This window comes from Teichococcus aerophilus (assembly GCF_014490485.1).
In the GTDB taxonomy this organism is placed as follows: Bacteria; Pseudomonadota; Alphaproteobacteria; order Acetobacterales; family Acetobacteraceae; genus Pseudoroseomonas; species Pseudoroseomonas aerophila.
Map to the genome: position 1 here is coordinate 1 of NZ_JACTVA010000083.1, position 11,578 is coordinate 11,578.

The 11,578-nt window shown below is 69.7% G+C and carries 12 protein-coding genes; 9 read left to right on the forward strand and 3 right to left on the reverse strand.

Translation table 11 applies throughout. From position 1 onward, the window contains the following. From IBL26_RS24085 to IBL26_RS24115, 7 genes are all read left to right on the forward strand, one after another. Nucleotides 1-774: TIGR02186 family protein (locus IBL26_RS24085; protein WP_187787059.1), on the forward strand; the 774-nt coding region annotated here is incomplete at its 5' end. Continuing rightward, nucleotides 774-1,256, forward strand: coding sequence for a universal stress protein (locus tag IBL26_RS24090; protein WP_187787060.1), 483 nt, complete (start codon nt 774-776; stop codon nt 1,254-1,256). The genes IBL26_RS24085 and IBL26_RS24090, both read left to right, overlap by 1 nt. Before the next feature lie 4 nt (nt 1,257-1,260). Continuing rightward, nucleotides 1,261-1,638 carry a hypothetical protein gene (locus IBL26_RS24095; RefSeq protein ID WP_187787061.1) on the forward strand — a complete coding sequence of 126 codons (378 nt, stop codon included), beginning with the start codon at nt 1,261-1,263 and terminating at the stop codon, nt 1,636-1,638. Nucleotides 1,639-1,766: 128 nt separating this feature from the next. Further along, on the forward strand, nt 1,767-2,333 hold the full coding sequence (locus tag IBL26_RS24100) for a NifU family protein (RefSeq protein WP_187787062.1): 567 nt from the start codon (nt 1,767-1,769) through the stop codon (nt 2,331-2,333). Nucleotides 2,334-2,523: 190 nt separating this feature from the next. Next, nucleotides 2,524-3,114, forward strand: a complete 591-nt coding sequence (locus IBL26_RS24105) for a malonic semialdehyde reductase (RefSeq protein ID WP_187787063.1) — start codon at nt 2,524-2,526, stop codon at nt 3,112-3,114. Nucleotides 3,115-3,575: 461 nt separating this feature from the next. After that, on the forward strand, nt 3,576-5,183 hold the full coding sequence (locus IBL26_RS24110; RefSeq protein ID WP_187787064.1) for an ABC transporter substrate-binding protein: 1,608 nt from the start codon (nt 3,576-3,578) through the stop codon (nt 5,181-5,183). Continuing rightward, the gene (locus IBL26_RS24115) at nt 5,180-6,079 is read left to right on the forward strand and encodes an alpha/beta hydrolase (RefSeq protein ID WP_241749722.1); all 900 of its coding nucleotides are present in this window, start codon (nt 5,180-5,182) and stop codon (nt 6,077-6,079) included. Before IBL26_RS24110 ends, IBL26_RS24115 begins: the two co-directional genes overlap by 4 nt. A 298-nt stretch (nt 6,080-6,377) precedes the next feature. Here IBL26_RS24115 and IBL26_RS24120 read toward each other — a convergent pair whose 3' ends face one another. Beyond that, nucleotides 6,378-7,094: a response regulator transcription factor gene (locus IBL26_RS24120; RefSeq protein ID WP_187787065.1), complete on the reverse strand. Its 717-nt coding sequence runs from the start codon at nt 7,092-7,094 to the stop codon at nt 6,378-6,380. Between the two features lie 358 nt (nt 7,095-7,452). Between IBL26_RS24120 and ribA the strand changes: the two genes are divergently transcribed. After that, nucleotides 7,453-8,706 carry a GTP cyclohydrolase II gene (gene ribA / locus IBL26_RS24125; RefSeq protein WP_187787066.1) on the forward strand — a complete coding sequence of 418 codons (1,254 nt, stop codon included), beginning with the start codon at nt 7,453-7,455 and terminating at the stop codon, nt 8,704-8,706. A 41-nt stretch (nt 8,707-8,747) separates the two neighbouring features. Then, complete coding sequence (locus IBL26_RS24130) at nt 8,748-9,212, forward strand: L,D-transpeptidase family protein (protein WP_194443710.1); 465 nt, start codon at nt 8,748-8,750, stop codon at nt 9,210-9,212. A gap of 319 nt (nt 9,213-9,531) precedes the next feature. On the opposite strand, the gene IBL26_RS24135 is transcribed toward IBL26_RS24130, so the two are convergent. Both IBL26_RS24135 and IBL26_RS24140 read right to left on the reverse strand, forming a co-directional pair. Then, a complete protein-coding gene (locus tag IBL26_RS24135; RefSeq protein WP_367615502.1) occupies nt 9,532-10,446 on the reverse strand; it encodes a GGDEF domain-containing protein in 915 nt (304 codons plus the stop codon). An 81-nt stretch (nt 10,447-10,527) separates the two neighbouring features. Beyond that, nucleotides 10,528-11,578, reverse strand: a 1,051-nt coding sequence (locus tag IBL26_RS24140; protein ID WP_187787068.1) for a glycosyltransferase family 4 protein, incomplete at its 5' end; no start/stop codon positions are given.

Genomic DNA, 11,578 nt, shown 5'->3' on the forward strand with positions numbered 1-11,578 from the left:
CCGCCGCCCGCGCCAGTGCCCGCCCCGGTGCCCGCACCCGCCGCCCCGGTGCTGGATGCCCCCGCCGCCGCCACCCCGCGCCCCGCGCTGGTGGCCGAGCTCTCTCAGGCCCGGGTCGAGATCACCACCGGCTTCACCGGGACCGAGCTGCTGGTGTTTGGCGCCACCGACCGGCTGATCGGCCCGCAGCCCGGCGCCGGCCATGGCGACGACGTGCTGATCGTGGCGCAGAACGCGCCGCAGCCGATGGTCGTGCGCCGCAAGATCCGCGTGCTGGGCTTCTGGATCAACGGCCCTTCCGCCCGCTTCCGCAGCGTGCCCGGCGTCTACCTGCTGACCGGCACGCGGCCGTTGCGGGAGATGCTCTCGGCCGACGAACGCTCCACCAAGCGCCTGGGGCTGGAGAACCTGCCGCTGGAATCCACCGGCATCCAGGACCCCAGCTACCGCCAGGCGCTGCTGCAGCTGAAGCAGGACGCGCATCTGTGGTGGGAGGCTGATACGCCGCTGCGCATCGCCGGTGCCCGCCTGTTCAGCGCCCGCCTGCCGCTGCCCGCCACGGTGCAGACCGGGGACTACCGGGTGGAGGTGATGCTGGTGCGCGACGGCCGCGTGCTGGCGCGGCAGGAGCTGGGCTTCCGGGTGGAACGGGTCGGCACCGCCGCCAGCATCGCCGATGTCGCGCGGCAGGAGCCGCTGGTGTATGGCGTGATCTGCATCCTTCTGGCCGCCTTCGCCGGCTGGATGGGCAGCGTCCTGTTCCGGAGAAGCTGATGCCCGAGGCCACGCGGCGCGACCGTGTCTTCCTGGTGGTGGTGGATGACAGCCCCGAGCGGCACATCGCCCTGCGCTATGCCTGCCTGCGCGTGCGCAACAGCGGCGGCCGCGTGGCGCTGCTGCGGGTGGTGGAGCCGCCGGAGATGACCGAATGGGCCGGCGTCGGCGCCATGCTGGAGGAAGAGCGGCGGGAGGAGGCGGAGAAGCTGCTCTCCGGCCTCGCCGCCGAGGTGCAGGAAATCACCGGCGGCATGCCGATCCTGCTGATCCGGGAAGGCGACCCGCGGGAAGCCCTGCTGGACCTGCTGGAGGAAGACCCGCGCATCTCCATCCTCGTCCTCGCCGCCGCCGCGGCGGGCAGCGGGCCGGGGCCGCTGATCGCGGCGCTGACCGGCCGCTACGGTGCCCGCCTGCGGGTCCCGATGACCATCGTGCCCGCCGCGCTGGAGGAAGCGGATATCCAGCGGGTGACGCTGTAGGCCGATGGCCGGGGACGAGCCCGAGGCGGCGACACCCCGCCCGGCACTCTCCTCCTCCTCCTGGACCGGCCTGGAGCCGGAGAGGGAGGAATCCACCAGCTACACGGTACTGTCGCGCGATCCCGACACCTGGCGCCGCATGAACCCGTACCAGGACCAACCCCCCCAGAGTCCCGCCGCGCGTGGTTTCATCATCGGGATCGGGCTTCCCGCCTGGGTGGCGCTCTTCTACCTGCTGGACTGGCTGGTGGGGGATGTCGGCGCGCTGACCGGCGGCCTGATCTCATCGATCGGCGGCCAGGTACTGAAGGGCGCGGCGGCCTTCGCCATCTGCGTTGTCCTCGCCATTGTCTTCCTCCTCCGCCTGCCGGATTTCGACTGAGCGCCAGGGCCGTGCGCACCGTCCCGCACCCCAGCCCCAAACCCCCCGCATGACGTTTCGGGTTGCGTCGCGCCGCCCCTTCCCCCACATGCTGGCATAACCGACGCCCCCGCACGGAATTGGAAGCGATGTTCATCGAGACGGAAGCCACGCCCAACCCCGCCACCCTGAAGTTCCTGCCGGGCCAGGACGTGATGGGCGCGCGCGGCACCGCCGATTTCACCAGCGCCGAGACCGCTGGCCGCAGCCCGCTGGCCGAGTCGCTCTTCGCGCTGGACGGCGTCGCCCGCGTCTTCCTCGGCGCCGACTTCGTCACCGTGACCAAGGCCGATTCCGCCGACTGGCAGGCGCTGCGCCCCGTGGTGCTCGGCACCATCATGGAGCACGCCATGGCCGGCCGCCCCGTGCTGCTGGGCGAGGATGGCGAGGCCGAGGAGGCTGAGGACACCGACCCCGCCGATGCCGAGGTCGTGGCCCAGATCAAGGAACTGCTCGACACCCGCGTCCGCCCGGCCGTGGCCGGCGACGGCGGCGACATCGTCTTCCGCGGCTTCCGCGACGGCATCGTCAAGCTGCGCATGCAGGGCGCCTGCTCCGGCTGCCCGTCCTCCCGCGCCACGCTGAAGCACGGGGTGGAGAACATGCTGCGCCACTACGTGCCGGAAGTGATGGCGGTGGAGCAGGTCGAGGCCTGAAGCCTCCACCAGTTATTTATGACATCAATGAAAGGTCTCGCCTTGCGGCGGGGCCTTTCTTGCTTCTAAACCTGCTCAGCAGCATTAGTCATTCATCAGATGAATAATGCTCATCCGAAAGGCGGATTGGCAGCCTGGCCGTTTCCAGCTTATCCCTGTTGCTACGCAACATTCCGGATGAGCGACTCGAATGGCCGATACGATCGACAGCGCCGCGCTGGACCAGCTTTTCCTCACCGCGCGCACCGCCAACAAGTGGCAGGACCGGCCCGTGCCGGAGGCCAAGCTGCAGGAACTGTACGACCTGCTGAAGATGGCGCCCACCAGCGCCAATGCCAGCCCGGCACGCTTCGTCTTCGTCCGCAGCCAGGAAGCCAAGGAGAAGCTGAAGCCCGCCCTCTCCGCCGGTAACCTGGAGAAGACCATGTCGGCCCCGGTGACGGCCATCGTCGCCTACGACACCGCCTTCTATGACAAGCTGCCCTTCCTGTTCCCGCACGCGGACGCCAAGTCCTGGTTCACCAGCAGCCCGGAATTCGCCGAGAAGACCGCGTTCCGCAACGGCTCCCTTCAGGGCGCCTACCTCATCATGGCCGCCCGCGCCGTCGGCCTGGATACTGGCGCCATGAGCGGCTTCGACAACGCCAAGGTGGACGCCGCCTTCCTGGAGGGCACCGGCTGGAAGTCCAACTTCCTGGTCAACCTGGGCTACGCCGACCCCTCCGGCACCTTCGGCCGCCTGCCCCGCCTGCCTTTCGACGAAGCCGCGAAGATCGTCTGACCACGCCGTGCCGTCGGGAGGGGGCGAAGCTCCCTCCCCTTCATGCTAGCTGTGGCCATTCATCCCGATACCCGCCCCCGTTGATGGCGGCAGGGCTTCGGCCCGCAGAAGCCTCAGGTGGAGGAAGGCCGGGGAAAGAATTCCCCGGACCCCTTCTTTTTTCTGCGATTCTGGCGTGGCGCTTTAGGCCAAGCACCGACGATATTTAAAATGGGCCACGCGGGCTGAACCCTCAGTCGCCGGAGGTCCCAGACCTCCGGCGCACCCAGCCGGCTCCTAGGACCGCCCCTTCAGCGGCCAGACCGCAAAAACTCGAAAAAAGAAAAGAAGGGGCCCGGGGGATTCTTTCCCCGGCCTTCCTCCCTCCGCACGCCGCTTCGCCGGGACACCCCGCGAAACCGTCCTCCCACCCCGTTTCACCCCATGGTCGAAACGATGAGGCAGGGATAGATTCGGCGGTCATGAACACCCGGTTGCTCCCAGCCCTGGCCGTGGCGATGCTCATCGCCGCACCTCCGATCGCGCAGGCTCAGACCTTGCGGATTGCCCTTTCTGCCGAGACCACGGCGGCGGACCCGCATCATTATGCGTTGACGCCCAACGGCACGCTCCGCAACCACGTCTACGATGCGCTGACCGACGTGGACGCCAAGCTCGCCGTGGCGCCGGGCCTGGCCGAGTCGTGGGAGCGGCGGGACGACCATACCTGGGTGTTTAACCTGCGGCGCGGCGTCACCTTCTCGGACGGCGCGGCCTTCGGCGCGCCAGACGTGGTGTTCACCTACTGCCGGGTGCTGAACAACAAGTCGGAGCTGGTCTCCTCCTTCTCCTCCAACGTGCGCCGGCTGGCGGCGGTGGAGGCGATCGGCGAGAACCAGGTGCTGATCCGCACCACGGCGCCGGAGCCGCTGCTGCTCTCCGACCTTGCTTCCATCTCCATCCTGCCGCGCTCGCTCGGGCGGCCGCAGGGCGTGACCTTCAGCGCCGGCGATGCCTGTGGCGGCGAGGCGGCGGGCCCCTGGCCGCAGCAGGAAGCCTTCAACAACGGCACGGCCGCCATCGGCACCGGGCCGTACCGCCAGGTTTCCTGGTCCCGCAACAGCACGACGGTGTTGCAGCGGAACGACCGCTACTGGGGCCCGAAGCCGCATTGGGCGGAGGTGCGGCTGACGCCCGTCACCCAGGCCGGCCCGCGTATGGCCACCCTGCTGGCCGGCGACCAGGACGTGATCGAGGCGCCCGCCACCGCCGACCTGCCGCGCCTGCGGGAGAACAACCAGTTCGCCATCGTCGCCGCGCCGACGACGCGGCTGATCTTCATCCAGCTCGATACGGCGCGGAACCCGTCGCCGTTCGTGCAGGGGCCGAACGCGTTGCAGGACCCGCGGGTGCGCCAGGCGCTCTCCCTGGCGCTGGACCGCAAGGCGTTGCTGGAGCGGATCATGGACGGCGTCGCGACGCCGTCCACGCAGTTCCTGCCGGATGGCATGTTCGGCACCATCCCCGGCCTGCCGGTGCTGCCGCATGACCCGGCCCGCGCCCGTGCCCTGCTAGCCGAGGCCGGCTACCCCAACGGCTTCAGCATGACCTTCCATGCCACCAACAACCGCTACATCAACGACTCGCGCCTGGCGCAGGCGATGGTGCAGATGTGGCAGCGCATCGGCGTGAAGGTGGAGCTGGACGCCATGCCCTCGGCCGCCTTCTTCGGCCGGCGCGGCAAGCGCGACTTCTCGATGGCCATGGGCGGCTGGGGCACCGATGCCGGGGAGACGCTGAACTTCTTCCGCACCTGGCTGGCCACGACGGACACGGCGCGCGGCGTGGGCGGCAGCAACTATGGCGGCTGGTCCGATGCCGCCTTCGACCGGGACGTAAACGCCGCCCTGGTGCAGATGGACCCGCCGGCCCGTAGCGCGCTGCTACAATCCGCCGGCCGCCGCGCGCTGGAGCAGATGCCGGTCATCCCGGTGCATTTCGAGAGCGCCACCTGGGGCATGCGGGCCAACCTCGCCTATCCCGGCCGCGTCGACCAGACCACCCTTGCCACCGAGATCAGCCCGAAATGACCATGCCCGCCATCCTGACGCCGGAAGCCCTGGCCGCCGCCCTGGCCACGCCCGGCCGCGCCTCCATCCCCTGCCTGGACCCGTTCAACCTGGACCGGCCGCTGGTGCTGGAATGCTACCGCGCCGCCAACCACCGGCCGGAGAACCCGGTGGTGCTGGTGCAGCACGGCATGATGCGCAATGGCGACGAGTATTGCGAAGCCTGGATCCCCATCGCCGACCGGCATGGGCTGCTGATCGTCGCCCCCACCTTCCCGACCGAGTCGTGGCCGGGCTCGGTGCCCTATAACGACGGCAACGTCCTGGCCGAGGACGGCACGCTGCGGCCGCGCGAAAGCTGGTCCCAGGCCATTCCGGGCCGCGTCTTCGCCCTGCTGCGGCAGGCTGGCGTGACGACGCGGGAGAAGGCCTATCTCTGGGGCCATTCCGCCGGCGGCCAGTACACCCACCGCCTGATGGCGACGCAGGACCACGGCATCTTCGAGGCCGTCGGCCCCGCCAATGCCGGCTGGTACACTCTGCCCAACCTGGAGACCCCCTACCCCCAGGGCCTCGGCGGCATCGGCCTGACCCAGGACGACGTGGTGAAGCTGCTGGCCTACCCCATGGTGATCTTCGCCGGCGACCAGGATATCGAGACGGAAGGCCCCAGCCTGCCCAGCCACCCGGCCGCCAGGGCCCAGGGCCCGCACCGCTTCGCCCGCGCCCACAACTACCTGGCACAGGGGCAGGCGGAAGCCGCGCGCCTGGGCGTGGCCTGCAACTGGCAGCTGATCGTCGTGCCCGGCATCGGGCATGAGGGGATGCGGATGTCCGGCGTCGCCGGTGACTACTGGTTCGACGGCAAGATGCCGGAGGCGCCGTCTGAGCCGCGCGAGATCGTCAAGGAACTCTGACGCGGGGGAGGAAGGCCGGGGGAAGGAATTCCCCCGGACCCCCATCTTCTTTTTTCGAGTTTGGGGCGGCGCGTTCAGGACGACCAGCGCAGGGCCCAGGCGCACTGACGCCGGAGCGAGAATAAGGCCCTTATGGAGGCTTTCGACTTCCAGGGCTCTCGCAGGCCGCGCACACGAACAGCGTGCATGCCGGACCACATATGGGCGGCACGGGAAAGGAGACGAAACGCCTCTCCCACCCTTCACACGGACCCCACAAACGAAAAGGGCCGGCGTCTCGCCCGGCCCTTTCGTCGTATCAGGCGGCCACGCGGCCGGCCTGGGGGTCAAGGCGGTAGCCACCGCCTTCGGTCAAAAGCAGGCAGGCATTGGCCGGGTCCGGCTCAATCTTCTGCCGCAGCCGGTAGATGTGCGTCTCCAGCGTGTGCGTGGTGACGGCGGCGTTGTAGCCCCACACCTCATTCAGCAGGATCTGCCTGGCCACCGCGCGTCCGCCGGCCCGGTACAGGAACTTCAGGATCGCGGCTTCCTTTTCGGTCAGCCTGATCTTGCGGTTCTTGGCCGTCTCCAGCAGCAGCTTTGCGGAAGGCCGGAACGTGTAGGGCCCGATGACGAAGACGGCGTCCTCGCTGTTATCGAACACCCGCAGCTGGGCGCGCAGGCGCGCCAGCAGTTCCGCCACCCGGAAGGGCTTGGCGATATAGTCGTTGGCCCCGGCATCCAGGCCGCGGACGACATCCTGCTCCCCATCGGCGCCGGTCAGCATGATGATCGGGATCTTCACGCCTTCGCGCCGAAGGCGCGCGCAAAGTTCCCGGCCATCGCCATCCGGCAGGCCGATGTCCAACAGGACGGCGTCGCAGCGGGTGTCAGCACCCAACAACTGCTCGGCAGCCTCGGCGGCGGTTTCGGCCTCAAGCGGCGCGAACTCCCCATCCAAGGCCAACTGTTCCGACAAGGTGGCGCGCAGCGCCCCGTCATCGTCTACGATCAGGATCGGCCGCGGGCCGGTCATGAGATCTCCCGACAAAGCCAGTGACTCAACATGGTGTGCCTCAACGTCCAACGCTCAAACGCGTAACAGGTGTAAGCGTTGCCGACGCTGTTCACACTGCGCGCATGGTGGCCCCGCGCGACGCGGGGGGCAACCCCTGCTTGGCCCGCAGAGTGAGAAAACGTCAGTCTTGCGTGCCGCGGGGGGGATGGCAACTTCCTATCTGACGCCACATTGCTATGTGGGGCGGTTCGCCCATCTCTTGCCCAGCCTCAGGCTTAACCACCACGGACACGCCTTCACGCCACCGACAGGACCCGATCCTGGAACCAGCCGGGACGTGCCACTCGGAGCGTAAACGCCAGATGGAAGCGATTACATGACCACCATCGGCCAAGCGGCGGAACGACACGCCGCCGCCCATGACCCCGAGCCCGGCCCGGCTTTGCCGGACGCGGCCAGCCTGGCCATGCGCGCCGTGCACCGCGCCGCCAGCGACCTGCGGCGTGGCACCCCGGTGCTGCTCACCGGCCCCGGCGGCCCGCTGATCATCGCGGCGGCCGAGACGGTGGGCGCGCGCGGGCTGGCGGAACTTTCCGCCCTGGCCACCGGCCCGGCCGTGCTGCTGCTGGCCACCACCCGCGCCGCCGCCGTTCTGCACCGCCCGGTACCCAGCCAGGGCGCCATCCCCGCCGGCACCGCCAGCCGGGGCGTGGAGCCCAAGGGCATCCAGGAATCTCCGGTCGCCCTCAGCCTGCCGCCTGCGCTGCTGGACCCCGTCCACCTGCGCAGCCTGGCCGACCCGGTGGCCGAGCAGTTGCTGCCCGCCACCCCGGAACTGACCGCGCCGCCACCACTGGCCTTCGCCGCCATCGCCCTGGCCAAGCTGGGCCGCCTGCTGCCGGCACTGGTGGCCGCGCCCGTCGCCGCCCACGGCGTTGCCACGACCGGCAGCCTGCCCCGCCAGGAAGCCGCCGCCGCCCTGCTCAGCCTGCCGGCCGCCGACGTGCTGGCCTACCCCAGCACCGCCGCCACCAGCCTGACCCGCGTGGCCGAGGCGCAGGTACCGCTGGAGGATTCCTCCGAGACCCGCATCGTCGCCTTCCGCGCCGCCGATGGCGGCATCGAGCATCTGGCGATCCTGGTAGGCGACCCGGAAGGGCTGTTCGCCGCCGGCGGCGCCCCGCTGGTCCGCGCCCATTCCGAATGCTTCACCGGCGACCTGCTGGGCAGCCTGCGCTGCGATTGCGGCCCGCAGCTGCGCGGCGCCATCGCCCGCATGGCCAAGGACGGCGCCGGCGTGCTGCTGTACCTGGCGCAGGAAGGCCGCGGCATCGGCCTGGTCAACAAGCTGCGGGCCTACACGCTGCAGGACCAGGGGCTGGATACGCTGGATGCCAACCGCGCCCTCGGCTACGGCGCCGATGAGCGCGGCTTCATGGTGGCCGCCACCATGCTGCGCCAGCTCGGCATCACCCGCGTGCGGCTGCTGACCAACAACCCGGACAAGCTGTCCGGCCTCGCCGCCTGCGGCATCGATGTTGAGGGGCGGGAGCCGCACAGCTTCGCCGCCAACGGCGTCAACGACCACTACCTGGAAACCAAGGCCGAGCGTTTCGGCCACATGCTGTGAGCCAGGTTGCCCAGGTCGCGCAGACCGGCCAGGCGGAAGGCCTGGTCCGGCTGCGGGACGCCACCTTCCGCTGCGCCCTCGGCCGTGCCGGCATCCGCCAGCACAAGGAGGAAGGGGACAACGCCACCCCTGCCGGCCTGCTGCCGCTGCGCCGCGTCCTCTACCGCGCGGATCGCCTGACGGCGCCGGATTGCACCGTACCGGTGGAGCCGATCGGCCCGCGGGACGGCTGGTGCGACGACCCGACCGACAAAGCCTATAACCGCCCCGTTCGCCTGCCCTACCCCGGCCGGCACGAGGAGCTGTGGCGGACCGACCCGCTCTACGACATCATCGGCGTGCTGGGCTGGAACGACCAACCCGTGGTCCGCGGCCTCGGCAGCGCCATCTTTCTCCACCTCGCCCGGCCGGATTACAGCCCGACCGAAGGCTGCATCGCCCTGGCCCTGCCCGACCTGCGCGCCCTCCTCGGGATGAGGGTCACGGGGTTCGAGGTGTTGCTCTAGAAGATCGGTGGACGGGGAAGATTGAAGGCGAAAGGCCGGGGAAAGAATTCCCCAGCCCCCTTCTTTTTTCTACGAGTTTTGCGAAGCGCTCAGGACTGAGAGTCCGGCGCAGCTTGATGATTTTAAATACAAGGCCGCGCGGGCTGAGCCGTCAGTCGCCGGAGGTCCAGGACCTCCGGCGTACCCAGCCGTCTCTGAAGCGCACGGCTTCAACAGCCACGCGCAAAAACTCGAAAAAATGAAAGAAGGGGTCCGGGGAATTCTTTCCCCGGCCTTTGCCTTGCCTGACTTCCTGTACCCTCCAGCGCAACGCCCCCCTCTAGGGCAACCCGACCTCCACCCTGTCCCGCCCCGCCCGCTTGGCGGCGTAGAGGGCGGCGTCTGTCCGGGCGTACAGGGTCTGGGCGGTATCGCCCGGGCTGAAGGCGGCGATGCCGGCGGAGCAGGTGTAGGAAAAGCTGACCCCGCCGACCTGCGGCCGTGCCTGCCGCACCATGTCCAGGATACGGCCGACGACGGCGGCGGCGTCGTGCAGGCTGGTGTTGGGCAGGATCAGCATGAATTCCTCCCCGCCGATGCGGCCGAAGGAATCGTGGCGGCGCAGGAAGGGCTCCAGCCGCCGGGCGAAATCCAGCAGCACGCTGTCGCCCACCTGGTGGCCGTGCACGTCGTTGATCAGCTTGAAGAAGTCGATATCCAGGATGCAGGCGCTGCCATGCGCCGCCGACTCCGCCGTGCAGCGCACCACCAGTGCTTCCAACTGCGCGATCATGAAGCGGCGGTTGGCGATGCCGGTCAGCTCGTCGGTCTGGGAGGCCTTGAGGGCCTGGTCCCGGTCCTGGCGCAGGCTGCGTTCGTCGACGCGAAGCTGGGTGATGTCGGTGGCGATGCACAGCATCCAGCCGTCCCGGTCCACCGACTCGGTCATCCAGAACCAGCGGCCATCGGCCAGGTCGGTCTCGAAGGCGCGGAAGCGGCGCTTGCCGCGGCGGGACAGGGTGGAGACCAGCCAGCTTTCGATATCCGTGCTGGAGATGACGGTGCCGTGCCGGGTGCCGAAATTGCGCCGCATCAGATCGGCCCAGACCGGCTGCTCGTCCGGCCCGACGGCGAAGGCCTCGCGGAAGGCGCGGTTGGCACGCCGCAGGCAGTCCGCCGGGTCGTAGAGGGCTACCAGTACCTCCGCCTCCTCGCTGAGGGTCAGGAACCGCGCCGCCGCCTCGCTCACATCCACGCTCCGCCTGTTCCGGCCATGCCGGGCCGGGGGCCGGCCCGGCTCCCACCCCCTACCGGCGGGCGGGGCCTTCCGACTCTTCTACTCTTCCAGCGCGGCCAGCAATGCCTTGGCGGTCGCGGACCACGGCGTCGGCTGAAAATCGCGCCGGATGCGGGCCTCGATATCGGCCACTTCCGCCGGGTGGGCGATCAGCCGGCGCAGGATCGCCACCGCTTCCAGCACGTTCTCCGGGTCATGGTACAGGCAGAAGCTGCCGCCCGCTTCCGGCACCGAGGTGGCGGAGGACGCGACGCAGGTCTTGCCGAAGGCCAGGCCCTCCGTCACAGGCAGCCCCCAGCCCTCGTAATGGGAGGGGAACAGGGTGAAGCGGCAGCCGGCATACAGCGCGGCCAGCTCCTCGTCACTGGGGTCTTCCAGCAGTTGAATCTTGCCGCCCAGCCAGCCGCAATTCTCCAGCTGCTGCATCAGGTCCGCCACCATCCAGCCGACCCGGCCGGCAAAGACCAGCGTGGGCAGTTGCTCGGCCGGCAGCATCTCCGCCAGCCGGCGCCAGGCGCGGAAGGCCAGCAGGTGGTTCTTGCGTGCCTCGATGGTGGAGACCAGCAGCACGAAGCCGGGCGGCAGCGCCGCCACGCGCGGCGGCGTCACCGCCGGCAGCGGCAGCCTCCCACCGTTGCCGCCGAACCCGGTGCCGATGGGCAGCACCGCGACCGGCGCCGCCAGGGTCAGCCTGGTACTGCGGGCGTAGCGCTCCAGATCCCGGGCCGAGGCGCGGGAGATGGCGAAGAAGCGGTCCACCAGCGGGATGGTGCCGGTGAACCAGGCCTGGAAGGTGCGCACCAGGCCGGGGTCGCAATATTCCGGCCGGGCAAAGGGGATCAGGTCATAGACCAGCATGGCCACGCGCAGCCGGCAGCGCTCCCGCACCTGCTTCAGCAGCTCCGCATAATCGGTACGGAACCAGGGGGAGCCGAGGATCAGCAGCGTATCCCCCGGGCGCACCATTTCGGCCAGGTCCTGGCCGGTGGTATCGGCGCCTTCGCCGGGGGCGGCAGCCTTGCGGGCGCGCAGCAGCCGGGTGGCGCCGGCCAGCATGCCGCGCCCGGCGCGCAGCCCGGCCCGCAGCGCG

Bases quoted from the DNA above. Each gene is read 5' to 3' on its own strand.
- IBL26_RS24090 (WP_187787060.1), top strand. From the start codon at position 774: ATGCCCGAGGCCACGCGGCGCGACCGTGTCTTCCTGGTGGTGGTGGAT.
- IBL26_RS24095 (WP_187787061.1), top strand. From the start codon at position 1,261: ATGGCCGGGGACGAGCCCGAGGCGGCGACACCCCGCCCGGCACTCTCC.
- IBL26_RS24100 (WP_187787062.1), top strand. From the start codon at position 1,767: ATGTTCATCGAGACGGAAGCCACGCCCAACCCCGCCACCCTGAAGTTC.
- IBL26_RS24105 (WP_187787063.1), top strand. From the start codon at position 2,524: ATGGCCGATACGATCGACAGCGCCGCGCTGGACCAGCTTTTCCTCACC.
- IBL26_RS24110 (WP_187787064.1), top strand. From the start codon at position 3,576: ATGAACACCCGGTTGCTCCCAGCCCTGGCCGTGGCGATGCTCATCGCC.
- IBL26_RS24115 (WP_241749722.1), top strand. From the start codon at position 5,180: ATGACCATGCCCGCCATCCTGACGCCGGAAGCCCTGGCCGCCGCCCTG.
- IBL26_RS24120 (WP_187787065.1), bottom strand. From the start codon at position 7,094: ATGACCGGCCCGCGGCCGATCCTGATCGTAGACGATGACGGGGCGCTG.
- ribA (WP_187787066.1), top strand. From the start codon at position 7,453: ATGACCACCATCGGCCAAGCGGCGGAACGACACGCCGCCGCCCATGAC.